23 protein-coding genes are annotated in these 24486 nt (G+C 72.4%); 14 read left to right on the top strand and 9 right to left on the bottom strand.

Features of this window, described 5'->3' with window-relative positions; translation table 11 throughout:
• The first annotated feature begins 102 nt into the window (after nt 1-102).
• The 8 genes from ACWH95_RS10385 to ACWH95_RS10350 all read left to right on the top strand — a co-directional run bounded on the left by ACWH95_RS10385 (nt 103) and on the right by ACWH95_RS10350 (nt 7911).
• A complete protein-coding gene (locus ACWH95_RS10385; protein WP_136034184.1) occupies nt 103-1059 on the top strand; it encodes an AraC-like ligand-binding domain-containing protein in 957 nt (318 codons plus the stop codon).
• Between the two features lie 370 nt (nt 1060-1429).
• On the top strand, nt 1430-2218 hold the full coding sequence (locus ACWH95_RS10380; RefSeq protein ID WP_378803516.1) for a MoaF C-terminal domain-containing protein: 789 nt from the start codon (nt 1430-1432) through the stop codon (nt 2216-2218).
• A 15-nt stretch (nt 2219-2233) separates the two neighbouring features.
• Entirely contained in the window at nt 2234-2623 is a 390-nt protein-coding gene (locus ACWH95_RS10375) for a nuclear transport factor 2 family protein (RefSeq protein ID WP_136034188.1), read from the top strand.
• A 47-nt stretch (nt 2624-2670) separates the two neighbouring features.
• Complete coding sequence (locus tag ACWH95_RS10370; protein ID WP_378803515.1) at nt 2671-3840, top strand: ABC transporter substrate-binding protein; 1170 nt, start codon at nt 2671-2673, stop codon at nt 3838-3840.
• 82 nt (nt 3841-3922) lie between these two features.
• Complete coding sequence (locus ACWH95_RS10365; protein ID WP_378803514.1) at nt 3923-4783, top strand: branched-chain amino acid ABC transporter permease; 861 nt, start codon at nt 3923-3925, stop codon at nt 4781-4783.
• Nucleotides 4770-6542 (top strand): branched-chain amino acid ABC transporter ATP-binding protein/permease, encoded by a 1773-nt coding sequence (locus ACWH95_RS10360; RefSeq protein ID WP_136034193.1) that lies wholly within the window; start codon nt 4770-4772, stop codon nt 6540-6542. Before ACWH95_RS10365 ends, ACWH95_RS10360 begins: the two co-directional genes overlap by 14 nt.
• A complete protein-coding gene (locus ACWH95_RS10355; RefSeq protein WP_378803512.1) occupies nt 6539-7231 on the top strand; it encodes an ABC transporter ATP-binding protein in 693 nt (230 codons plus the stop codon). The genes ACWH95_RS10360 and ACWH95_RS10355 overlap by 4 nt, the downstream gene beginning before the upstream one ends.
• A 29-nt stretch (nt 7232-7260) precedes the next feature.
• Nucleotides 7261-7911, top strand: a complete 651-nt coding sequence (locus ACWH95_RS10350) for an HAD-IA family hydrolase (protein ID WP_136034197.1) — start codon at nt 7261-7263, stop codon at nt 7909-7911.
• A gap of 35 nt (nt 7912-7946) precedes the next feature.
• On the opposite strand, the gene ACWH95_RS10345 is transcribed toward ACWH95_RS10350, so the two are convergent.
• On the bottom strand, nt 7947-8762 hold the full coding sequence (locus ACWH95_RS10345) for an SDR family NAD(P)-dependent oxidoreductase (RefSeq protein ID WP_136034199.1): 816 nt from the start codon (nt 8760-8762) through the stop codon (nt 7947-7949).
• Nucleotides 8763-8820: 58 nt separating this feature from the next.
• Complete coding sequence (locus tag ACWH95_RS10340; RefSeq protein WP_206251583.1) at nt 8821-9648, bottom strand: SDR family NAD(P)-dependent oxidoreductase; 828 nt, start codon at nt 9646-9648, stop codon at nt 8821-8823.
• Between the two features lie 177 nt (nt 9649-9825).
• Between ACWH95_RS10340 and ACWH95_RS10335 the strand changes: the two genes are divergently transcribed.
• Genes ACWH95_RS10335 through ACWH95_RS10315 form a run of 5 tightly spaced genes read left to right on the top strand, consistent with a single transcriptional unit; the run spans nt 9826 to nt 14579 of the window.
• Nucleotides 9826-11280: an APC family permease gene (locus tag ACWH95_RS10335; protein WP_136029148.1), complete on the top strand. Its 1455-nt coding sequence runs from the start codon at nt 9826-9828 to the stop codon at nt 11278-11280.
• A 38-nt stretch (nt 11281-11318) separates the two neighbouring features.
• Nucleotides 11319-12161 carry a molybdenum cofactor biosynthesis F family protein gene (locus ACWH95_RS10330; RefSeq protein ID WP_206251585.1) on the top strand — a complete coding sequence of 281 codons (843 nt, stop codon included), beginning with the start codon at nt 11319-11321 and terminating at the stop codon, nt 12159-12161.
• Nucleotide 12162: 1 nt separating this feature from the next.
• Nucleotides 12163-13806, top strand: a complete 1644-nt coding sequence (locus ACWH95_RS10325; protein WP_206251586.1) for an amidohydrolase — start codon at nt 12163-12165, stop codon at nt 13804-13806.
• Nucleotides 13807-13834: 28 nt separating this feature from the next.
• Nucleotides 13835-14191 (top strand): YidH family protein, encoded by a 357-nt coding sequence (locus tag ACWH95_RS10320; protein WP_136029142.1) that lies wholly within the window; start codon nt 13835-13837, stop codon nt 14189-14191.
• Nucleotides 14192-14207: 16 nt separating this feature from the next.
• Nucleotides 14208-14579, top strand: coding sequence for a DUF202 domain-containing protein (locus ACWH95_RS10315; protein ID WP_206251588.1), 372 nt, complete (start codon nt 14208-14210; stop codon nt 14577-14579).
• A 181-nt stretch (nt 14580-14760) separates the two neighbouring features.
• Here the strand turns inward: ACWH95_RS10315 and ACWH95_RS10310 are convergent, their stop codons facing one another.
• From ACWH95_RS10310 to ACWH95_RS10290, 5 genes are read right to left on the bottom strand one after another with little or no spacing between them, the layout of a single operon-like run.
• Nucleotides 14761-17073, bottom strand: a complete 2313-nt coding sequence (locus ACWH95_RS10310; RefSeq protein ID WP_206251589.1) for an arylsulfatase — start codon at nt 17071-17073, stop codon at nt 14761-14763.
• A complete protein-coding gene (locus ACWH95_RS10305; protein ID WP_136029137.1) occupies nt 17074-17859 on the bottom strand; it encodes an ABC transporter ATP-binding protein in 786 nt (261 codons plus the stop codon).
• Nucleotides 17856-18692 (bottom strand): ABC transporter permease, encoded by an 837-nt coding sequence (locus ACWH95_RS10300; protein ID WP_136029135.1) that lies wholly within the window; start codon nt 18690-18692, stop codon nt 17856-17858. Before ACWH95_RS10300 ends, ACWH95_RS10305 begins: the two co-directional genes overlap by 4 nt.
• Nucleotides 18692-19471, bottom strand: a complete 780-nt coding sequence (locus ACWH95_RS10295; RefSeq protein WP_136029132.1) for an ABC transporter permease — start codon at nt 19469-19471, stop codon at nt 18692-18694. Before ACWH95_RS10295 ends, ACWH95_RS10300 begins: the two co-directional genes overlap by 1 nt.
• Before the next feature lie 5 nt (nt 19472-19476).
• Complete coding sequence (locus ACWH95_RS10290) at nt 19477-20493, bottom strand: ABC transporter substrate-binding protein (protein WP_136029131.1); 1017 nt, start codon at nt 20491-20493, stop codon at nt 19477-19479.
• A gap of 151 nt (nt 20494-20644) precedes the next feature.
• On the opposite strand from ACWH95_RS10290, the gene ACWH95_RS10285 reads away from it, so the two are divergent.
• On the top strand, nt 20645-21256 hold the full coding sequence (locus ACWH95_RS10285; protein WP_136029129.1) for a TetR/AcrR family transcriptional regulator: 612 nt from the start codon (nt 20645-20647) through the stop codon (nt 21254-21256).
• Between the two features lie 20 nt (nt 21257-21276).
• On the opposite strand, the gene ACWH95_RS10280 is transcribed toward ACWH95_RS10285, so the two are convergent.
• Nucleotides 21277-22743 carry a GMC family oxidoreductase gene (locus ACWH95_RS10280; RefSeq protein ID WP_454120663.1) on the bottom strand — a complete coding sequence of 489 codons (1467 nt, stop codon included), beginning with the start codon at nt 22741-22743 and terminating at the stop codon, nt 21277-21279.
• 254 nt (nt 22744-22997) lie between these two features.
• A complete protein-coding gene (locus ACWH95_RS10275; protein WP_454120613.1) occupies nt 22998-24476 on the bottom strand; it encodes an aldehyde dehydrogenase family protein in 1479 nt (492 codons plus the stop codon).
• Nucleotides 24477-24486: the final 10 nt, after the last annotated feature.

Raw genomic sequence — 24486 nt, 5'->3', positions numbered from 1 at the left:
GTCCACATCCTAGAAGGCATCCCGTTCGCGCGGTCCCGGTGATACCATCGCGGAACGGATCGTATACAACGTCGTCGTTCCACCAGCCCGAGGTGATCAGTCATGAACGGTGCACTCGCCGCCCCCGCCGAATCGGTGTCGACCCTGGTCGCGCGCAACATCAGCGACTTCCGCGCCGCCGTCTCGGAGTCCTTCGTCCCCCTCCAGGTCACGACCGCCGGGGCCGACCAGTTCCGCGGCGTGATCCGCGGCGCCTCGGTCGACGAGGTGCACGTGAACGACATCCGGGCCACCTCCCACGTGGTCGAGCGCACGTCGGAGCTGATCGCCCGCGGCGACCGCTCGTACTTCAAGGTGAGCCTCATGCTCGCCGGCACCGGGCTGCTCATCCAGGACGACCGGGAAGCCGTGCTGCAGGCGGGCGACCTCGCCGTGTACGACACCGACCGCCCGTACTCGCTCGTGTTCGACCAGGACTTCCGCACCATGGTGGTGATGTTCCCGAAGCACCTCATCAGCCTCCCCGCCGACATGATCGGACAGCTCACGGCCGTGCGCATCTCCGGGCAGGAGGGTCTGGGCGGCATGGTCGTGCCCTACCTCACGCAGCTCGCGGGCAACCTCGACCAGCTCGCCGGCACGACCGGCGCCCGCCTCGCGCACAGCGCGCTCGACCTCGTCACGACCGTCTTCACGCGTGAGCTCGGGCTCGATCAGGCCTCGGCCGATCCGCACCGGGCGCTCATGCAGCGCATCCGCTCGCACATCGACCGGAACCTCGCCTCGACCGACCTGGGCCCGGCGACCATCGCCGCCGCGCACTTCATCTCGACCCGACACCTGCACGGACTGTTCCAGGAGCAGGGCGTCACGGTCTCGACCTGGATCCGCACGCGCCGCCTGGAGCAGTGCCGCCGCGACCTGCTCGACCCGATGCTCGCCGACCGTCCCGTCGCCGCGATCGCCGCCCGCTGGGGCTTCGTCGACGCCGCGCACTTCAGCCGCGCGTTCAAGACCGCCTACGGCATCTCCCCCAGCGAGTACCGCACCGCCCACTGACCCCGTCCGCTGGCCCGCGGTGCGGGATCACATACGCGCCTCCCACCCCCACCCCCGGCCCGTTTCCCACCCCGGGCCCCGCGGACGCCCCGCACCCGCCGCATCCGGGATCACAAACGCGCCTCCCGCCCCCACCCCCGGCCCCTTTTCCACCCCGCACACCCGGCCCCACCGCACGACACCGCACCCCGCGGCCCGCACCGCACCGCACCGGACTTGCCCGGGAGGGCACGCCGGTTGACTCTCGGCGCGCGATGGGGAGCGCGCGCTTGAGCGGCTGCGGGGCCCGGATCGAGCATGAGGCAAGCGCACCGCGATGACGCGGTGCCCGGGGCGAGGTGGCCCCGCCGCGTGCGACGTCAGGACCCCCATGACCGACATCACCGCCGACCCCGCGCTGGACGAGTGGCGCACCTACGACGAGTTCGCCGCCGGCATCGACACGTACCGGCTGCCGAACACCGGACTCGCCGGCACCGCGTTCACGCTCACCCTCGACGACGGCGGCAGCCTCGCGCTCCGCTTCGACGAGGAGTCGGCGCACTGGGACGGCCTCGGCGCCACGGGCCGCGACCCGTACGACGCGGTCCGCGTGCGCGACGACGTCGTGTTCGTCAACCTGCCGCTCACCAGCCGCGAGCGCGAAGCCCTCACGGTCGTGTTCTGCACCACGACCCGTCGCGCGACCGTCGTCCGCTCCCGCATCGCCGCGGAGGCCGTGGAGGGCACACCCCAGGTCGGGCAGGACTTCTGGGCGGCGACGATCGACGGCGGCGAGGCGACGGGTGAGGTGCCGGGCCCCAGCCGCGATCTGATCGGCAAGCGCAACGTCTACCGCTACAGCCCGCACCACCTGTACGAGCACGTGTACGTGTCGAGCCAGCGCTACGCCTGGCAGTGCCTGGAGGGCGTGCAGCGCGGCCACGGCGACATGGACCTGTCGACCGTGTGGAAGTTCGCCGACGGCCTGTACCTGTTCTGCTTCCGCGAGTTCCGCATCGCGGTCGCAAGCGTGTGGCTGCACGACCTCGGCTATCAGCTGATGACCACGGGCATCTTCCTGGGCCTCAACGGCGACGGCGAGTCGGAGCACTCCCGCGCCGGCGGCCACATCTACCCGCTGGGCGCCGTCGCCTACCCCGACGTGCAGCCCGTCTGACCCGAGGAGACCCCGATGAGCGATGCAGACCTGGTGCGCGAGCACTACGCCGCCAACGACCGCGGCGACCTCGACGGCATGCTGGCCCCGTTCGCCGCCGACATCGAGTGGACGGAGGCCGCCGGCTTCCCCTACGCCGGCACCTACATCGGCCCGGAGGCGGTGGCCGAGAACGTGTTCGGCCGCATCCAGGAGGAGTGGGACGACTACACCGTCGCGATCGACGAGGTGGTCGACGGCGGCGACGTCGTGGTGGGGATCGGCACCTACTCCGGCACCTACAAGCGCACCGGGCGCTTCTTCGCCGCCCGCGTCGCCCACGTCTGGCGGGTGGCGGGCGGCGAGATCGTCGCCTTCGAGCAGTTCACCGACACCGAGCTCGTGAACCGCGCGCTGCGCGACTGACCCACGAACGCGACACAGCACCACCGAACACGAGAGGCAGGAAGCACATGAACAGACGAGCAACCGGCACCGCGGCAGTCCTCGCCGTGGCCGCCCTCGCTCTCGCCGGCTGCGCCGGCGGGGACGGCGCAGGCGGGGGCGACGGCGCCCCCATCGTCGTCGGCTCCGTGAACACGATCAGCGGCCCGGCGACGTTCCCCGAGGCCTCGCAGGCGGCCGCGGCCGTCTTCGACGCGTTCAACGACGACGGCGGGCTCGACGGCCGGAAGATCGAGTACAAGATGCTCGACGACAAGGGCGACCCGGCCACGGCCACCGCCTCGGCGCGCGAGATCGTCGGCAGCGACGGAGCCGTGGCGCTGGTCGGCTCCGCGAGCCTGATCGAGTGCGAGATCAACGCCAAGTACTACGAGCAGGAGGGCATCCTGTCTCTGCCGGGCATCGGCGTCGACACCGGCTGCTTCGACAGCGACAACATCTCGCCCGCCAACGTCGGGCCGTTCAACGACATGACCCTCACGCTGCAGTACGGCTCCGAGGTGCTCGGCCTGGACGACATCTGCATCCTGCTGGAGATCGCCGGATCCACCCGCCCCACGTATCAGGCGGCCATCGACAAGTGGACCGAGATCACCGGCAAGGAGCCGAAGTACATCGACGACACCGTGCCGTACGGCGCGTCCGACTACACGCCCTACATCGTCAAGGCGCGCGACCAGGGCTGCAAGGCCCTCGCGATCAACCCCGTCGAGCCCGACGCGATCGGACAGGTCAAGGCCGCGAACGCCCAGGGCTGGGACGACGTGACCTGGCTATACCTCACCAGCGTGTACAGCGAGAACTTCGCCGACGCGATCGACGACGCCGGTGCGGGCATCTACGTCCCCGCCGAGTTCTACCCGTTCACCGACGACAACGAGATCAACGCCGACTGGCGGAAGCTGATGGAGGCCAACGACATCCCGCTCACCTCGTTCAGCCAGGGCGGCTACCTGGCGGCGACGTACTTCATCGAGGTGCTCAAGAGCATCGACGGCGACATCACCCGCGAGAGCGTCTCGGAGGCCCTGAAGAGCATGGAGCCGATCGAGAACCCGATGGTGGGCACGCCCTACGCCTTCGGCACGCAGAACACCGCGGGCTGGCCGATCATCCTGAAGTCCGGCACCAACGCCTGGGAGAAGGTCGCGGACGACTGGCTGCGCATCGGCGAGTAGTCCCCGCGTCGACGGGCTCGGCGACCCGCCCGGTCGCCGAGCCCGTCGGACACCCCTCCCCCCTCACCAGAAAGGACGCCTGATGCTGCAAGGCGCCATCGCCGGTCTCGCCGCCGGCGGCCTCTACGCCGTGCTCGGCGTGTGTCTCACCCTCATGTCGCGGCTCGTGCGCGTCGTGAACTTCGCGCAGGCCGCGACCGGCATGTTCGGGGCGTTCACGGCCGTCTGGTTCGTGCGCGAGCTCGGGCTGCCCATCTGGCTCGGCTCCGTGCTGGGCGTGCTGGTGGCGGGGCTGCTGTCCGCCGCGATCGGCTTCATCGCGGCCACCTGGCTCTCCGAGGCCTCCACCACCACGCGCTCCGCCATGACCGTGGGCCCGCTGCTGCTGCTCATCTCGCTGTCGTTCATCCTGTTCGGCAACAAGCCGCAGCCGTTCACGCCCATCATCGCCGGTCCCGCGTTCTCCCTCGGGGGTGTCGTGATCAGCCAGGTCACGGTCGCGACCGTGCTGATGGCGGTCGTCACCGCGCTCGTCGTGCGGATCGTGCTCCGCCGCACCAGGGTGGGCACGCAGCTGCGCGCCCTGTCGGAGCGGCCGACCACCGCCGAGCTGCTCGGCATCCGCTCGCGTCCGCTGTCGATCGCGGTGTGGTTCGTGACCGGGGTGATCAGCGCGATCGCGATCATCATCGTCGCGCCCTCGCAGTCCAACGACGCCACCAGCCTGTCGATGCTGATCGTCCCCGCGGCCGCCGCCGCGCTGCTCGGCGGTTTCCGCCGTCTCGATCTCGCCGTCGTCGGCGGCCTGGTGCTGGGCGTGCTCGGCGGGCTCGTCGCCCAGATCGACGAGGTCGCGCTCGTGCGCAACTTCCTCCCGTTCCTGTTCATCGTCGTCCTGCTGCTCTGGACGCAGCGCAAGGAGGTGTGGGATGCCGCTCGCTGACCGCCCCTGGTTCCGTACCACCTGGCCGTTCGCCGTGGCCGCCCTCGGCATCGGCGCCGGCGCGATCCTCAGCGCCGCCCTGCCGGGGTACTTCGTCTTCCTCGCGATCAGCGCGGTGACCGCCGCGATCGCCATCCTCGGACTCGGCATCGTGACCGGCTCGGCCGGCATGATCGCCCTGTGCCAGCTCACGTTCGCCGCCGTCGGCGCGTGGATCGTGTCGCTGCTGAACGTGATGCAGGCGCCGGGCGGCTTCCTCGTCTGGCTCGTGTGCGGCGGGGTCGCGGCTGGCCTCGTCGGGATCCTCGTCGGGCTGCCGGCGCTGCGCCTGCGGGGGGTGAACCTCGCGGTGGTCACGCTGGGCTTCGCGGCCGCCGCCGACGTGACGCTCGTGCAGATCCAGTTCCCCGGATCGGCCGACGGCATCGCGGTCGAGCGCCCCGGGCTGTTCTCCAACGACCGGCAGTTCTTCTTCCTCTCCATCATCGTGCTCGCGGTGTGCGCGCTCGGGGTGTTCTTCCTCCAGCGCGGCCGCTGGGGGGCGAGCTGGAAGGCCGTGGCGTTCTCCGAGCGCGGCACCGCCGCGGCCGGTCAGAGCGTGCGCTCAGCCAAGCTCACCGCGTTCGCGGTCTCGGCGGCCCTCGGCGGCATCTCCGGTGGGCTGCTCGCCGGGCAGGTGCAGCTGCCGTTCGCGTCGAGCTTCACGCCGCTGCAGTCGCTCGCGCTGTACGTGCTGGCGATCATGTCGGGGGCGCACCTGATCGACATGGCCATCTTCGGCGGGCTCCTGTGGGTGCTGGTGCCCGAGCTGCTCAAGCGCTGGGGCGTGCCCCAGGACTGGGGCTTCGTGGTGTTCGGCGTGCTGGGCGTGCAGGCCCTCACCAGCGGCACGAACCTGGGCCAGGGCATCCGCAACCTGATCTACCGCCGCGCCGACCGCCGCACGGCGAACGCCGACCTCACCGCGCTGCCCGACGACGCCGCCGCCGACGCGGCCGCCATCACCACCACGACCACCGCGACCGTCGACGAGGCGGCCCTCGACGGCGCGCCCGTGCTCACGGTCGACGGTCTCACGGTGCAGTTCGGGGCACTCAAGGCCCTCGACGACGTGTCGTTCACGGTGCCCGCCGCGTCGATCATGGGTCTCATCGGGCCGAACGGCGCGGGCAAGTCCACGTTCGTCGACGCCATCAGCGGGTTCCTGCCGCAGCACGACGGCCGGGTGCTGCTCGGCGACCGCGACCTCGCCGGGCTCTCCCCCACGCGGCGCGCCCGGCTCGGACTGCGCCGCACGTTCCAGCAGGACCGCGTGCCGCCCGCGCTCACGGTGGGCGCATACGTGCGCTTCGTCGCGCGACGCCGGCTGGCCGCGGCCGACATCGACGAGGTGCTGGCGTTCTTCGGCTGCCCGCCCGCGCGCTCCCGCCTGTCGAGCGTGGACGTGGGGACGCGGCGGCTGGTGGAGGTCGCGGCGAACGTGGCCGCCCGTCCGCGGCTGCTCATCCTCGACGAGCCCGCCGCCGGGCTGTCGCACGAGGAGCATCTCGCGCTCGCCGCGCGGCTGCGGGAGCTGCCCGCCCGCTACGGCGTGGCGCTCATCATCATCGAACACGACCTCGACCTCGTGCGCTCCGTGTGCCCGACGCTCACGGTGCTCGACTTCGGGCGCGTGCTGGCGAGCGGTCCGCAGGCCGAGGTCCTCGCGAACCCCGACGTCGTGAAGGCGTACATGGGAGAGACGGAGCTGCTGACATGAGCGAACTCGTGCTCGACGGCGTCACGGTGAGCCGCGGCGCCGGACCGGTGATCTCCGACGTGTCGCTGCGGGTGTCCGGCGGCGAGGTGCTCGCCCTGGTCGGCCCCAACGGCGCGGGCAAGACCAGCCTGATCGAGTCGGTGTCGGGTGTGACGCCGCACTCGGCCGGGACGATCACGCTCGACGGCGACCCCATCGACCGCCTGTCCCGGGTGGCCAGGGCCCGCCGCGGCATCGTGCACATCGAGCAGGGGCGGGCCGTGTTCCCGTCACTGACCGTGCGCGAGAACCTCTCGCTCACCGCGCGCACCCCGTCCGAGGTGGACGCCGTGCTCGCCCAGTTCCCCGAGCTCGAGAAGCGCATCGACGCCCCCACCGCGCTGCTCTCCGGCGGCGAGCAGCAGATGGTCGTCCTGGCGAGGGCGTTCGCCGCGAAACCGCGGATCCTGCTGATCGACGAGATGTCGCTCGGCCTCGCCCCCGTCGTGTTCCTGCGGCTCATGCCGATCGTGCAGTCCATCGCGCAGTCCGGGGTGGGCGTGCTGCTGGTGGAGCAGTTCACGCAGCTGGCCCTCGGGCTCGCGCAGGAGGCGGTGGTCGTGGCCGGCGGACGGGTGTCGTTCCAGGGCAGCCCGCAGGCGCTGCAGGACGACCCCGCCCTGCTGCACCGCGCCTACCTCGGCGGCTGAGACGGGCTGCCGGGGGTTAGCCTGAGCGGATGACCGAGATCCTCCGCGCCCGCGCCGCCCTGCTCGACATGGACGGCACCCTCGTCGACTCGACCGCCGTAGTGGAGCGCCTGTGGCTGGCGTGGGCGGAGCCGCACGGGCTCGACCCCGAAACGGTGCTGCGGGTGGTGCACGGACGCCAGGGCCATCAGAGCATGGCGATCCTGCTGCCCGAGCGCGACCACGCGATCAACCTGCACGAGAACGAGATCATGCTCGCCACCGAGGCCGGCGACGTGGACGGCGTGGTCGGCATCGCCGGGGCCGACCGGCTGCTGGCGGCGCTGGAGACGGTGCCGCACGCGATCGTGACCTCGGCGAACGTGGCGCTCATGACCGCCCGGATGCAGGCCGCGGGGCTGACGGTGCCCGAGCTGGCGGTGACCGCGGAGAACGTGTCTGCGTCGAAGCCCGACCCCGAGGGGTTCCTGCTGGCGGCCCGCATGCTCGGCGTCGCTCCGGCCGAGTGCGTCGTGTTCGAGGACTCCGGCGCGGGCATCCAGGCCGGGCTCGCCGCGGGGATGCGCGTGGTCGGGGTGGGCCGGCACGCGGGGGCGCACGCGCCGACCGTGCACGTCGACGACCTCACCGCCGTGACCCTGACGCACCTCGACGACGGCTTCGAGCTGCGCATCGGCTGACGACGCGGCGACGGCACCCGCCGCCGCGCCCCTGGTCACATGCCGGCGTGGTCGAACGCGATCGTGGGGACGTCGACCACGTGCGAGCCGCCGTCCGCGACGATCACGGCACCCGTGATGTACGACGACTCCCCCGAGCCGAGGAACCGCACGACGGAGGCGATCTCCGCGGGGCGGGCCGGACGCCGCAGCGGCACGTCGGCCGTGACCGTCGCATAGGCCTCCTCGCGGGAGCCGAGACCCGCGTGCGACGCGAACTCGTCCATCTCCTCGTCGGCCATCGGCGTCTGCACCCACCCGGGGCAGATGGCGTTGACGCGCACCCCGTGCCGCCCGTAGTCGCGGGCGAGCGTGCGGGTGAGCCCGATCAGCGCGTGCTTGCCGACCGTGTACCCGGCCACGGACGGCCCCGCGAACAGCCCGGCGAGCGACGACACGACCACCACCTGGCCCTTCGCCTCGATGAGCGCCGGCAGGGCCTCGCGGGCCATCGTGAACGCGGTCGTGAGGTTCGCGCGGATCGCGGCCTCCCAGCTCGCGTCGTCGGTCTCGGCCACGGGCGAGAAGCCGTGGCCGCCGGCGTTCGCGACCAGCACGTCGATGCGGCCGAAGCGCGCGAGCACCTCGGCGACCGCGGCCTTCGCGGAGGCGGTGTCGGCCGCATCCGCCACGATCGGCAGGGCGCCGACCGCCCGCTCGACCTCCTGCAGCGGTTCGGGACGACGGCCGACCACGACCACGTGCGCGCCCTCGGCCGCGAAGCGCTCCGCGACGGCGGCACCGATGCCCGTGCCGCCTCCGGTGATGACGACGACGCGTCCGGAGACGCTCGATCCGACCACGGTTGCCATGTGTGCTCCTGTTGTGTGTTCTGGCGCGCGGGGCGCCGCGGGGCCGGACGCGGGTGCGTCAGGCGGGGAAACCCGAACGGGCGGTGAAGCCGAAGTCGCTCAGCAGGGTGGTGCCGTTGACCGCCCTGCTGCGCGGCGACACCAGGTAGGTCACGTGCGCCGCCACCTCCTCGGCGGTCTGCACGGGGAAGGCGGGGTCGTCGAAGGCGTCGGCGCCCAGGTCGCCGCGGCTCATCGGGGTGTCAACCACGGAGGGGGCGACCGCGTTGACCCGCACCCCGGTGCCGGCCAGGTCGACCGACAGCGCCCGGCCGAACTGCACCAGCGCGGCCTTCGAGGCGCAGTACGGCGCCATGCCGGGCGAGGCGACGACGGCCGAGTCGCTCGCGAGCAGCACGACCGAGGCCGAGCGGGCGGCCCTCAGCGTCGGCAGGGCGTGCTTGAGCACGAGGAACGCGCCGGTCACGTTGACGGCGAGCACGCGGTTCCAGTCGGCGAGCGCGGTGTCCTCGACCGCGGTGCCGACGGGGCCGGAGACCCCGGCGCAGCACACGACCGCGTCGAGCCCGCCGAGCGCCGCGACTCCGGCCGCGACCGCCGCGGACACCTGCTCCTCGTCGGTCACGTCGGCGGCCAGCAGCACGGGGTCGGCGCTCCCGCGCTCGACGCAGCCGCGGGCGGTGTCGCGCAGGGCGGACGCATCGCGGTCGAGCAGGGCCGTGCGCACCCCCTCCGCGGCGAGCGCGAGCGCCACGGCCCGGCCGATGCCGCTGCCCGCGCCCGTGATGAGGGCCGTCGTCCCGTCCAGCCGCAGCTCCATGTGGTCCTCCCTGCCGCCCGGTGCCCGGCGGTGCGCGGGGAACGGCGGCGGTGTCGTCCCGGTCATCCTGCTCCCCGCGCCACGGCGTCAGCACGGGCGTGTGCGGGGTGTGCACGGTGGCACCATCGTCCTTCGCTCACGGTCAAGTGCGGCGCCGGGCCGACGAGCAGACTCGCTCTATCGACGATTCCCCTCGTCGTCGATGCCGTGTCCGCACGGCCGTCACCGAGCAAAGGAGCCGACGTGGCAGAGCAGCTGTCCGCGTCCACGACGCCGCACCACACCTCCCTCCGACCGGGCGCCCTCGGCGTCGCCGGCATCGTCTTCCTCGTCCTGGCCGCGGTCGCCCCGCTGACCGGGATCGTGGTCGTCGCGTCGCTGGCGATCGCCCTCGGCAACGGCGGAGGGACCCCGATGTCCTTCTTCCTCGTCGCGGCGATCCTGCTGCTGTTCGCGGTGGGCTACGCGCAGATGTCGAAGCAGCTGGTCAACGCCGGCGGGTTCTACGCGTTCGTCGTGAAGGGCCTCGGCCGCACCGGCGGTCTGGTCGCCGGACTCATCGCCACGCTGGGCTACAACTTCTTCGTGGTCGGCACGATCGGCACGAGCGGCTTCTTCATGCAGACGATCATCCGCGACCTCACCGGCCTCGACGTGAACTGGCTCGTGTGGGGTCTGCTGTCGATCGTGGTGTGCTTCGTGCTGGCGCGCATCGGCGTGGACTTCAGCTCGAAGATCCTCGGGGTGTGCCTCGTGCTCGAGGTGCTGATGCTCGTGATCTTCGACGTCTCGGTGCTCGTGCAGACCGGCTACGACGTGTCGGCGTTCAGCCCGGAGGCCGTGTTCTCCGGATCGCTGCCCATCGGCCTGCTGCTGGCGGCGACCGGCTTCCTCGGTTTCGAGGCGACCGCGCTGTTCAGCGAGGAGGCCAAGCAGCCGCTGCGCACGATCCCCCGCGCCACCTACACCTCGATCATCGCGATCGGCGTGATCCTCGGCGTCACCACGTGGGCCGTGGTGAGCGCGACCGGTGTGGCGCAGGCGCAGGCCACGGCACTGGAGCACCTGCCCACCGGCGACCTGATCTTCTCGCTGTCGCAGCAGTACCTGGGCGGCCCGCTGACCACCGTCATGATGGTGCTGCTGCTGGTGAGCCTGTTCGCCGCGATGCTCGCGTTCCACAACTCCGCCACCCGCTACCTGTACTCGCTGGGCCGGGCGAAGATCCTGCCGCAGGCGCTCGCCCGCACCCGCGCGAACGGCGCGCCGCAGCTCGCGGGCATCGTGCAGGCCGGGTTCGCCGGCATCGTCGCGATCCTGTTCGCGATCGCCGGCGCCGACCCCATCCTCACGCTCGTGCCCGCGATGCTGGGCTTCGGCACCCTGAGCGTGCTGATCCTGCAGGGGCTCGCCGCGATCTCGATCGTCGTGTACTTCCGCCGCCAGGGCGACCCGCGCTGGTGGAGCACGTTCATCGCGCCGGGCATCGGCTTCCTCGGCATCGCCGCGATCTCGATCCTCGCGATCGTGAACTTCAACATCGTCGCCGGCTCCGAGGAGCTCGCGATCCGGCTGATGCCGCTGCTGCTCGTGCTCGCGCTGATCGGCGGCATCGTCTACGCCGCCTACCTCAAGCGCTCCCGGCCCGCCGTGTACGACGGGCTCGCCACCGACCTGGAGAGGGTCAGCGCCCGCTGATCCGCTCCGCTCCCCCGCCCTCCGAAGGAAGGAACCCCATGACGACGACGCTGAACCCCGCAGACACCTCCACGTGGCTGCCGCTGGAGGGACTCGCCCCCGGCTTCGACGCCAACAAGGCCCCGCACAGCAGGGCGCTGAGCGGCCGCGAGATCACCGTGGTCGACGGCCGCGGCACCCGCATCGTGCACCGCTTCGACGACTCCACCGTCACGTGGGACTACCGCCCCGGCGCCGACGACAGCACCGAGGCCGCGAGCGACACCGACGACTACGAGGCGTTCGAGGTCGACGACGAGCTGTACTTCGTGCAGTTCCACCACCGCTACCTGCCGAACGAGGCCGTGTCGCTGATCCTCGACCTGCGGCACGGGCGCTCGCTGGCCGTGATCTCCGACATCCTCCCCGCCCCCGAGCAGGGCCGCACGCGCGTGCAGCACCACTTCGCGCCGGGCACCATCGAGGGCACGGAGGTGACCGGCGCCGAGGCCGCCCCGACCACGACGCTCATCGGACGTCGCGTGGAGTGGGTGTACAGCGAGGAGCACGCCTACGAGCACGTGTACCTGTCGCCGCGGTGGTACTCGTGGCAGTGCCTCGCCGGCCCGGAGCGCGGCCTGGCCGACACCGACGAGAACAGCGTGTGGGAGGTGCGACCGGGCATCTACGTGTTCGCGTGGCGCGAGAAGGTCATCCCGTGCGCGTCGGTCACCATCGCCGACCACCGTGACGTGAACGCGATCCGCTCGCACGGCGTGCTGTTCGGCCTGGACGAGTCGGGCGAGGTGCCGACGCACTTCACGTTCGGCGCCTACGGACGACTGCTGTCGACCACGCACCACACGCCCGAGCTCGAGCCCGCGACCTTCGGAGACGCCTGACATGACCGACGTCGCCGACCTCATCGTCACCGGTTCCACGATCCGCACGGCCGATCGGACGCGGCCCCGCGCCGAGGCCTTCGCCGTGCGCGACGGGCGGATCCTCGCCATCGGCGACCGCGCCGACGTGGAGGGCCTCCGCGGGCGCCGCACACGGACGCTCGAGGTCGGCGACGCCGCCGTGTATCCGGGCTTCGTCGATGTGCACAACCATCACGCGCTCGCCGGACGCACCGAGCTGTTCGAGCTGTCGCTGGCGCCGTCGCTGAGCCTCGACGAGATCCTGGACCGGGTGCGCGAGAAGGCGGCGACGCTGCCGGAGGACGCGTGGATCGTCGGCGGCGCCGTGGCCACCACCCTGCTGCCGACCCTCGCGAACACCGCGACCCGGCGGCGGCTCGACGAGGCGGCGGGCGGGCGCCCGGTCGCGCTCATGGAGGACTCCCGGCACAACCGCTGGGCGAACAGCCGGGCGCTGGAGCTGGCGGGCATCACCGCCGGCAGCATCCCGGCGGGCGGCGTCACGCTGCTCGACCCCGACGACGGCACCCCGACCGGCGTGCTGCTGGAGGCGGCGGGCATCCCGGTGCAGGAGGCGTACGACCGCAGCGGCGGACTCACCCCGGAGCAGCACGCGGCCGCCTCCCGCCGCGGCGTCGAGCTGCTGAACTCGTTCGGGATCACGGCCTTCCAGGACGCGGGGGTCTCGGTCGACATCCTGGCCGCGCTCGCCGGGCTCGACCGCGCGGACGAGCTGCACGCGTGGGTGGTGTCGTCGCTGCTCATCAACGACGAGATCTTCGGCTTCGACCCGATCGGCAGTCCCCTGCTCGACCGCGGCGAGGAGTATCGCACCGCCCACCACCGGCCGGACTTCGTGAAGATCTTCCTCGACGGCGTGCCGCCCGCGCGCACCGCCTCGTTCCTCGACCCGTACCCCGCCGACCCGGTGCACGGTGCGCACTTCCACGGCGAGACGACCATGACCCTCGACGAGCTCACCGGCTGGCTGCGCACGGTCGCCGCCCGCGGCCTGGGCGCCAAGGCGCACTGCACGGGCGACGGCTCGGCGCGGCTCGTGCTCGACGCCGCGGAGCAGCTCAGGGCGGAGGGGTTCACCACGCCCGTGCAGATCGCGCACGGGCAGTTCCTCGCCGAGAGCGACATCCCGCGGCTGGCGGCGCTCGACGTCTCGGCCGACATCTCGCCCTTCATCTGGTACCCGGGCGTGATCCCGCAGGCGCTGGCCGACGTGCTGGGTGCGCGGGCCGAGCACTCGCAGCCCAACCGGTCGCTGCTCGACGCGGGCGCCCTCGTCGCCGGCGGTTCGGACTGGCCGGTGAGCGAGTCGCCGAACACCCTGGAGGGACTGCAGGGTCTGGTGACCCGCGCCGATCCGCTCCGGCGCGCGCCGGGCACGCTGTGGCCGGAGCAGGCGCTCACGGCCGAGGAGGCGCTGGAGGTGTTCACGATCAACGCCGCGACCGCGATGGGTCTCGGCGCCGAGACGGGCTCCCTCACGCCGGGCAAGTCCGCGGACTTCGTGGTGCTGGAGCGCGACGCGATCGCCGGGCCCGCCGAGGAGATCGTGCACACGGAGGTCGTGTCGACCTGGTTCGCCGGGCGTCCCGTGCACGAGCGCTGAGCGGCGGATGCGCCGCTACGATGAGGCCATGCGCCGCTTCCCCGCCTCCGTCTACCGCGTGGGCGAGGAGCCCGATCCGCGGTTCTCGCTCGCGAACGAGCGCACGTTCCTGGCCTGGACCCGCACCGGACTCGCGCTGATCGCGGGCGGTGTGGCCCTGGAGGTGCTGGGGCTCGACCTGCACCCGGGATTCCGGCTCGCGGCGTCGCTGCTGCTGATGGTCGCGGGCACCGCGGTCGCTCCCCTCGCGTGGTTCGAGTGGATGCGGGCCGAGCGGGCGCTGCGCCAGTCGCGGCCGCTGCCCGGGGCGCTCTCCGCCGTGCTGCTCGCGGTGGTCGTGGTGACGGTCGGCCTGCTCGTCCTCGCGGGCGTGCTGTGGCGCTGACGGGGCGGCGGCCCTGATGCGGCGGGGGGCGGCGGAACCGGATCGCCTGTACGACCCGGGGCTGCAGCCCGAGCGCACGGAGCTCGCCTGGCGGCGCACGGCCCTGGCGATCGCGATCGGCTCGCTGCTGTCGCTGCGGGTGTTCCCGCTCGCGCTGCCCCCGGCCGCGGGGGCCTGGGGGGTCGTGCCGGGGATCCTCGGGGTGGCCACGGCCTGCGTGCTGTGGGTCGCGGCGCGGCGGCGTCAGGCGCGCACGACCGCGGTGCTGACGGAACGCGCGACCGGACCCCTGCCCGGCGGAGGGCTGCCGCTGCTGCTGACCGTGTTCGCGAGCGGCTTCGGCGTGGTGGCGCTCGTGCTCGTCGCGGTCGCGCAGCTCACGGCCTGAGCCGCGGGGACCGGTGGGGCCGGCCCGGGTCGTGCCCCTCCCGCCTGCGGTCGGTCCGGTGCGGGCGACCCGGACGGACCGGTGCGGTCGGCGCCGGACGGACCGGTGCGGTCGGCGCCGGACGGACCGGTGCGGTCGGCGCCGGCGACCCCTCAGACGCCGGCGCCGACCGCGGTCCCGGTCAGTCGGCGACCGCCAGCACGGCCCGTCCGACGGCCCGCAGCTCGGTCGCGTCATGCGTCGACCGCTGTCCGGGCACGTAGCGCACCCGCCGCAGCTCACCGCCGCGGAACGGGAAGGAACGGTGCCGCTCGTGCAGCTCCCAGTCGACCGGGCCGCCGTAGTCGTAGCCGACGCTGATGCCCGTGAACGGCGCCATCCCGAGCAGCATCGGCACGTCGTCGATGCGGGCGACCTCGGCGCCGTCCACGTCGAGCGCGACCCGCCACCGCAGTCCCGGCCGCTCGTCCACGCGCAGCACCAGCTCGTGCGACCCCGGAGCGAGCCGGGGGCCGTCCGCCCGGTGCATCGCCCCGTACGCGTTGTACGCCAGCAGCGGCGCGCGGTCGTCGAGCGCGAGCAGGTAACCGCCGCCCTGGTCGCCGTGCGCCACGATCACGCCCGCCGCATCGTCGCGTACGAGCACGTCGACCTCGACCAGGAACGACCGCAGCACGGTGAGCTTGGACGACCGGAACCGCTCCAGCGGGGGGCGGAACGGGATGAGGTCGACCGGAGCCGACAGGGGCTCCTCGGTGTCGGGCCGCAGCCGGAACAGGGCGCCCTCGTCGTCGAGCGGGAACACGGTGTTGCGCCAGGCCTCCGCGTGCCACCGCGCCGCCAGGGCCCGGACGCGTTCCGGGTGCAGGGCCGCCACGTCGCGGGTCTCGGTGGGGTCCGCGGCGAGGTCGTACAGCTCCCACACCCCGCCCTCCGGCCCCTCGTCGCGCGTCGGGGGCACGGGCGACAGCGCCTTCCAGCCGCCCTCGACGATCGCCCGCCGTCCGACGCACTCGAAGTACTGCGCCTCCCGGCCGTCGGCCGCGGGGTCGGCGAGCACGGACGCGATGCTGCCGCCGTCCATCTCGAGTGCCGGCCGTCCGTGCCGCTCGTCGAGCGGGGGCACGCCGCACAGCTCCAGGATCGTCGGGGCGAGGTCCGACACGAACACGAACTGGTCGCGCAGGCCGCCCGTCATGGGGGCGTCGGGCCACGACACGATCAGCGGCGCGTGCACCCCGCCCTCGTAGGTCGTGGCCTTGAACGAGCGGAACGGCGTGTTCGACACGCGTGCCCAGCCGGTCGGGTACTGCCCGAACAGCCGCGGGCCGCCGATGTCGTCCACGTCGCGCGGCACGTCGCGCACCCAGCCGTCGGGCATCGCCCCGGAGGCGCCGAACTGGGCGAAGTAGCTGCGGGTGCCCGTCGGGCCGCCCTCCGCGGTGCCGCCGTTGTCGCTCGCGAGCACCACGAGGGTGTTGTCCCACTCGCCGCTGCGCTCCAGGCGCGCGCGCAGCCGCCCCACGCTCTGGTCGATCTCGTCGACCGCCGCCGCGTACACCTCCATGTGCCGGGCGAACAGGCGCTGCTCCTCGGGGTCGAGCGCGTCCCACGCGGGGATGCTCGCGCCGTCGGCGAGCGGGTCGGGCGGCAGTTCGGCGTGCGGGGGCACGATGCCGCGCTCGCGCTGCCGGGCGAACCGCTGCTCGCGCATCCGGTTCCAGCCGTCCTCGTAGCGGCCGCGGTACTTCTCGATGTCGGCCTCCTTGGCCTGGATCGGCCCGTGCACCGAGGTGTGCGCGTAGTAGAGGAAGAAGGGGCGGTCGGGCTCGTTCACGCGCAGGTCGTCGATCATGCCGATCGCGCGGTCGGTCAGCTCGTCGGTGAGGAAGAACCCGTCGGGGAACTCGCGCACGTCCACCACGGAGTTGTCCTGCACGAGCCGGTGCGGGTGGTGCAGCGAGGTGAAGCCGTCCATGCTCCCGAAGTACCGGTCGAACCCGCGCTGCAGCGGCCAGGTGCGGCGGTCGGCGCCGTCGTGCAGCCGCGACTCCAGCGTCAGGTGCCACTTGCCGACCATGAAGGTCGCGTAACCGCCGGCGCGCAGCGATTCCGCGAGGGTGGGGGCCGCCGCGGGCAGCTCGCACGAGAAGCCGGGGTAGCCGGGGTCGACGTGCGCCACGAACCCGAAGCCCGCGCGGTGCGGGTTGAGGCCGGTGAGCAGCGCCGCCCGCGCCGGGGAGCACATCGGCGCGGTGCGGTAGTTCGTGAACACCCAGCCGTCGTCGGCGAGGGCGTCGATGTGGGGCGTGTCGATCTCGCTGCCGAACGGGCCGAGGTCGCTGAAACCCAGGTCGTCGATCAGCATCACGATCACGTTCGGCGCCCCCGCCCGCGCCCGCCGCGGCTCGGGCCACCACGGCTCCGACTCCGACGTGAACTCCGCCGCCGTGCCCTCGAAGCCCTCGTAGCCGCGGGCGTCTGCGGCCGCCATTCAGCCGGCCCTCCGGATCAGCTCGAAGATGCGCGTGCGCAGCTCCGCGAACGCCGGGAGCGCCCGCGTGGTCAGCTGGTCGCGCGGGCCGAGGTCGATGTCGATGATCTCGGTGACCTTGGCCGGCCGCTCGCCCAGCACCACGACGCGGTCGGACAGGTACACGGCCTCGTCGATGTCGTGGGTGACGATCACGATGGTCATGCCGAACTGCTCGCGGATCCGCAGGCACAGGTCCTCCAGCTCGAAGCGCGTCTGCGCGTCGACCGAGGCGAAGGGCTCGTCCATCACCAGCACCTCGGGCCGGTAGGCGATCGCCCGGGCGATGGCGACGCGCTGCTGCATGCCGCCCGACAGCTGCCACGGGAACTTCGCCTCGGCACCGGAGAGGCCGACCGCGGCGAGCGCGGCGCCGATCCGCTCCTCGCGCTCCGCGGCGGGCAGACGCAGGTGCTTCAGGGGCAGCCGCACGTTCTTCTCCACGGTGAGCCACGGCATGAGCGAGCGCGTGTACTCCTGGAACACGAGGGCCATCTCCTGGGGCGGCCCGTCGATGGGCACGCCGTCGATCGCGGCGCTCCCGGCGGTGATGCCCTGGAGCCCGGTGAGGCACTTCAGCAGCGTGGTCTTGCCGATGCCGGACGGGCCGACGATGCAGCACACCTCGCCGGCGCGCACGTCGAACGTGAGGTCGGCGATCACCGGCACGAGGCCGTTGCGGGTCTGGTACGACTTGGCGAGTCCGTCGACGCGCAGGCGCACGGGGGCGCTCTCGATGGTGGTCATGCGTTCTTCTCCTGTTGCTGGGAGGCGATGTACCAGCGCAGCACGCGGCGCCGGAAGAGGGTGAACAGGGCGGTGGCGGCGTAGCCGATGATGCCGAGCACGAGGATGCCCGCCCACATGTCGGGGATCGCGAACGACTGCTGCGCGAGCAGGGTCGCCGCTCCCAGTCCGGTGGAGGAGCCGAGCATCTCGCTCGCGATCATCACGACGAACGCGGTGATGAGACTGACCTGCATGCCGGACAGGATGCGCGGCCCCGCGGCGGGCAGCATCACGGAGAACAGCCGCTCGGGGCCGGTCAGCCGGTAGACGCGGCTGACCATGTCGAGCGTCGGCTCCCCTGCGCGCACCCCGTCGATGGTCGAGATGAGGATCGGGAACACCGCGGCGAGGGTGATCGAGAGGATGCGGGTCTCGGTGCCGAAGCCGATCAGCGACACGAAGATCGGCACGAGCGCGACGGGCGGGATCGCGCGGAAGAAGTGCACGGTCGGCTCCACCAGCCAGCTGAGCGGACGGATGAGCCCGAGCACCAGGCCGAGCAGCACGCCGATCACGGTCGCCAGCACGAACGACAGCGCGAGGTTGCCGACCGAGGAGGCGACGTCGACCAGGAACGCCGGCGTCTGCGCGAGCTGCCACAGGCGCTGGAGGATCACCTGCAGCGGCGGGAAGAACGCGTTGGTCGAGGCTGCGGAGGCGACCCACCACAGCACGAGCAGCAGCACCGGCACGGCGATCTCCGCACCGATCAGCACGCCCCGCGGGAGACCGCCCTGGCCGCGCCTCCTGGACAGGCGCGAGGGGGTCTGGATCGAGGTGGTCAGGGTCATCACACGACCTGCTTCCGGTACTGGGGGTGCCAGTGCAGCAGCCGCCGCTCGCCCCACTGGCTCAGTCCCTGCACGAGCAGGCCGAGCACGCCGAGGAGGAGCACGTAGGCGAACAGCTGCGCCTGGTTGCCGCTGATCTGCGACAGCAGCAGGCTCTGGCCGAGACCGGGCCCGCCGCCGAGCAGCCCGGCCACGACCGCGACCACGAGCGAGGTGGGCGCCGCGACGCGGATCGCGGTGCCGATGTAGGGCAGGGCGCTGGGCAGCACGATGCGGCCGAGGATCTCGCCGCGCCCCATGCCGTACGAACGCCCGGTCGCCCTGGCCACCGGATCGGTGTCGAAGACGCCGGCGGAGGCCTGCACGGCGATCGCGATGAAGCAGCCGAAGAACACCAGGAAGATCCCCATGCCCAGGGTGGGCCCGAGCACGAGCACCACCACGGGCAGGATCACGATCGGCGGGATCGGCTTGAGGAACTCGAGGGGCACGCGGGTGGCGTGCATCGCCAGGGGCGAGGTGCCGATCGCGACGCCCAGCACCACGCCGATCACGATGGCGAGCACGAGCCCGACGAGCGCCATGGTGAGGGTGTCGCCGAGCGCGGTCCAGGTGGCGGGGGTGCCGAGCAGGCGCACGGCCTCGCCGATCGCGGCGGTCGCGGGCGGCAGCGGGGAGTCGGCGAGGGGCCCGGCGGTCGCGGACCACTCCCAGAGGGCCAGCGCCGCGAGGACGCCGACCGCTCCGACGAGGGGTGGGACGAGGGGGGAACGGGTCATGGTGCTCACTCCGCGGCGACGACGACGCCCTCGAGGTCGACCGGGGACGGCAGGAAGCCGAGCTTCCCGAGCTTCTCGTTCACGCGCTCGAGGTCGATCGGGGCGACCTCGGCGGGCCAGAACGGGAGCTTGACCTCGTCGACCGTGAGCGTCGAGCCGGTGGCGTCGATGCCGGCCTGGATCGCGTCCTCCGGATGCTCGTTCGCGTAGGCGTTGCTCTTGGCGATGGCCCGCTGGAACGCGGCGATCGCGTCGGCCTTGCCCGAGAGGGTGCTCTCCCCCGTGGTCCACAGTCCGACGGCGCCCTCCTCGAAGAAGCCGACCGACGGGGCGGAGACGAACGTCGCCCCGGCCGCGGCGGCCTCGCCGGTGAACGGGCTCACGAGGCCGGCCGCGTCGACGGTGCCGCTCTTGAGCGCCGCGACCGCGGAGGTGAAGTCGAGCACGACCCACTCGACCGAGGAGGGATCGACGCCGGCGCGGTCGAGGGCATCGGTGATCACGACCTCCAGCTGCGCCTTGCGGGCGGGGATGGCGATGGTCGCGCCCTCCAGGTCGGCGACGTCGGTGATGCCGCTCGCCGCGGAGGCGTAGAGGCCGGTGTCGTCGACCTCGGCCGGGTCCTCGGCGTCGGCCGCGCCGTCGACGTAACCGTCGGCGGGAGCCACGACCTTGAGCGGCACCCCGCTCGCGAGCGCGTTGAGCAGCGGGATGCTGGGGGCGTAGGCGATGTCGACCTGGCCGCTCTGCGCGGCGGCGAGGCCCGCAGGCGGGTTGGCGACCACCGACGTCTCGATCGCCAGGCCCTCGTCCTCGAAGAAGCCCTGCTCCTGTCCGAGCAGCAGCGCCCCGTCGGAGACGAGTCCGATGGTGGCGACCTTGAGGGTGGTCAGCTCGCCGCCCGCGCCCGAGCCGGAGCCGGAGCCGGAGTCGGCCGGGGACGACGTGCACGCGGCCAGCGCGAGCACTCCCGCCGCGGCGACCACTCCGGCCGCCCGTCGTGCGAGTCGATTCATGTTCATGGAGAACTCCTCTTCGAGTTAGTCACCGGCTGGTGATTTTAAAGATCGTACTCGTGCCTTGCAGGGCTGCGGTTACGATCGGGTTACGTTAGTCACCGAATGGTGACGAAAAAGGTCATGCAGATGAGGGTTGATGCAGAGGGGGATATCGATGCCGAAGATCGTCGACCACGACGAGCGCCGCGACCACATCGCCGACGCCGCCACGCAGGTCATCATCCGGGTGGGATTCGACAAGCTCACCATGCGGGAGATCGCGACCGAGGCGGGGTACGCGCACGGCGCGATCGCCCGGTACTTCCCCGACAAGCGCAGCGTCCTCACCGCCGCGTTCCTCCGGCTGTACACGCTCGCGAACGACCGCATCCACGCGCGCATCGAGGGCGTGCGGGGGCTGGAGGCCCTGGAGCGCATGTGCCGCGAGATCCTGCCCTACAGCCCGAACGGCCCGCTGTACGCGAAGGTCGTGATCGCTTTCTGGGACCACGCCTCGCAGGACGAGGAGGTCACGCGCATCCACCGCGTGAACAACCTGCACTGGCGCGACCTGTTCCGCCAGTGCCTGATCGAGGCGCGCGACGACGGCGAGCTGGCCGACCACGTCGACATCGAGACGGCGGTCAACGAGATCGCGTCCCGCAACGCCGGCTGGCAGATGATCTCGGTGCTGATGCCGGACTCCGCGGGGGACGGACGGCTGAACGACGCGCTCGACGCACTGCTGTCGACGCTGCGCCGCCCGGCCGCCCCGCCCTCCCGCTGATCGCACCGGACCCTCCCCCGTCAGCCCGCCAGGACGAAGCGCGCGCCGCGCTCCCCGATCATGGCGGCCGGTGCGTTCGTGTTGCCGGTGGGGACCGTGGGCATGACCGAGGCGTCGACGACGCGGAGGCCGTCGATGCCGCGCACCCGCAGCTGCGGATCCACCACGGCCTCGGCGTCGGAGCCCATGCGGCACGTGCCGACCTGGTGGTGGTAGGTGATGGCGGTGCGGCGCACCCAGTCCTCGACCGCGTCGTCGGGCACGTCCGGCCCCGGGTAGACCTCGGTCGCACCCCACTCCTCGGCGAGCGCCGGCCGGGTGCCGATGCGGCGGCACTGGCGCACGGAGGCGGCGAGGGCGTCGGCGTCGCGCTGGTCTTCGAGGGCGGCGAGGTCGATCGCGGGCGGGTCGGCGAGTCCCGGCCCGGTGAGCCGGAGCGACCCGCGGCTGTACGGCGTGACGAGACCGGCCATGAGGGTGAAGCCGTCGCTGCCGCGCGGCTCCAGCTCGCCCCACATCGGCACGGAGAAGTGGATGGGCTGGGTGTCGGGTTCGGGCAGGCCCTCGCGGCTCCGCCAGAACAGGTGGCTCTGGGTCACGGAGACACCGGGCTGCGGCGGGCCGACGGGCTTCTTCCCGGTGGCGAAGATCACGGGCGACAGCAGGTGGTCGTGCAGGTTCCTGCCCACGCCGGGCGCGTCGAGCACCACGGGGATGCCGAGTGCGTCGAGCTCGTCGGCCGGGCCGATGCCGGAGCGCAGCAGGATCACCGGCGTGCCGATCGCGCCTGCCGCGAGGATCACCTCGTCGGCGCGCACCTCCTCCGTCTCCGCCCCCTCGCCCAGCCGCACGCCGACCGCGCGGCCGTCGTGCACGATCACGGAGTGCACCTCGCGGCCGGTGAGGATGGTGAGCTGCTCGGCGATCGGCTGCGCGTACGCGGTCCACGTGTTCACGCGGCGTCCGTCGCGCATCGTCACCTGCTCCTGCGAGACCCCGTCGAGCACACCGCCGTTGTAGTTCGGGTTGTGCGGCAGGCCCTCCTGCACGGCCGCCTCGATGATCGACGCCTGGATCGGCGAGAGCGGATAGTCGTCGGTGACCGGGAGCAGGTCGTTCTCGATCGCGGCGAACACCGGCTCCACGTCGGCCCAGCTCCAGCCCGTGGCGCCCTCGCGGTCCCAGCGGTCGTAGTCGGACGCGGCGCCGCGCACCCAGATCATCGCGTTGAGCGCGTGCGACCCGCCCGTGACCTTGCCGCGGGGCAGGTGCAGTCGACGGCCTCCCGCATGGGGCTGCGGCACCGTGAAGAAGTCCCAGTCCTCGGCCGAGTGCCACAGCTCCCCCGCACGGGACGGATCGTGGATGGCCGGGTTGGTGTCGTAGCCGCCCGCCTCGATCAGCGTGACCGCCACGCCCGCATCGCTGAGGCGCCGCGCGACGATCGCGCCCGACGTGCCGGCACCCACGACGATCGCGGACCGGATCGCGGGCTGCTCCGACTCCGGGTTCACGGCCGCGCCCGGGTTCACGGTCACGCCCGGGTCCTCGGTCACGCCCGGGTTCACTGCCGCGCCCGGGTTCTCGGCCGCGCCCGGGTTCTCGGTCACGCCCGGGTTCACTGCCGCGCCCGGGTTCTCGGTCACGCCCGGGTTCACAGCCGCGCCCGGGTTCACTGCCGCGCCCGGGTTTTCGGCCGCGCCCGGGTCCTCGGTCACGCCCGGGTTCTCGGCTGCCACGGTCAGGCCTTGCGCCCGGGGCCGGACACGACCTGGGTGACCGCGACCGACTTGAGGCCCTCGACGCCGAACTCCAGACCGTAGCCGGAGCTCTTGACGCCGCCGAACGGCACCATCGGGTGCAGGCCGCCGTGCGAGTTGATCCACACGGTGCCGGACTGCATGCGCGACGCGGCCTCGCGGGCGGCCTCGGGGTCGCTCGACCACACGGACGCGCCGAGGCCGACGTCGAGCGCGTTGGCGAGCTCGAACGCCTCGTCCACGTCGCTGTAGCGGATGACGGGCAGCGCCGGGCCGAACTGCTCTTCCTGCACGAGCGCGGCGTCGTTGTCGATGTCGGCCACGATCGTCGGGCGGTAGAACAGCTCGCCGAGGTCGGATGCGGGCTCGCCGCCGGTGACGATCCGGGCGCCGCGGCTCTTCGCGTCTTCCACGAGCCGGCTGACGATGTCGAACTGCGGGCGGTTCTGCAGCGGCCCGAGCACGTTGCCCTCGTCGAGGCCGTTGCCCATGGGCACCTGCTCGGCGATCGCGGCGAGTGCGTTCACCACGTCGTCGTAGATCGAGTCGTGCACGTAGAGGCGCTTCATGGCGGCGCAGGTCTGGCCGGTGTTGATGAAGGCGCCCCAGAACAGGTCTTCGGCGATCGCGGCGGCGTCGGTGCCGGGGAGCACGATGCCGGCGTCGTTACCGCCCAGCTCGAGGGTGAGGCGGGCGAGGTTGCCTGCGGAGCTCTCGATGATGCGGCGGCCGGTCGCGGTGGAGCCGGTGAACATGATCTTGTCGATGTCGGGGTGGGAGGCCAGTCGCGCACCGACCTCGCGGTCGCCGGAGATGCCGATGAGCACATCCGCGGGCAGCACCTCGTTCATGACGGCCAGCATCGCGAGCACGCTCAGCGGGGTGTACTCGCTGGGCTTCGCGACGACCGCGTTGCCCATGCGCAGCGACGGCCCGATCTGCCAGATGGTGATCATGAGGGGCCAGTTCCACGGGCCGATCGCGCCGACGACGCCCGCCGCCTTGTACACGAGCTCGGCGTGCAGGGTCTCGTCGTCGACCAGCACCTGCGGTTCGAGCACGGTGGTGGCGTTGGTGCGCAGCCACGCGGAGCAGGCCCCCAGCTCGAAGCGCGCGTTCGGGCCGTTGAGCGGCTTGCCCTGCTCGCGCGACAGCAGATAGGCGAGGCCCTCCGCGTTGGCGTCGATCGCGTCGGCCGCGGCCAGGAGGAGTTCGCTGCGCTTCTCGTGTCCGAGGGCTTCCCATGCGGGCTGCGCTGCCTTGGCGCGGGCGATCGCATCGTCGAGGTCGGCGACCGTCGCGACGGGGGCGCGGCCGATGACCTCCCGGGTCGCGGCGTCCGGGATCTCCCGGCCGGCACCCTCCGGCGCCTGGATGCGGTCGAGCAGAGCGGCGGCTGCGGACGCGGCGGAATCGGTGGATCCCGAGTCGACGGCTACGGGAACGGCGGAATCGGACATCGGTGTCTCT

It is taken from the genome of Microbacterium sp. NPDC055502, assembly GCF_053643635.1.
This window is presented reverse-complemented; position numbering and strand designations above follow the sequence as displayed.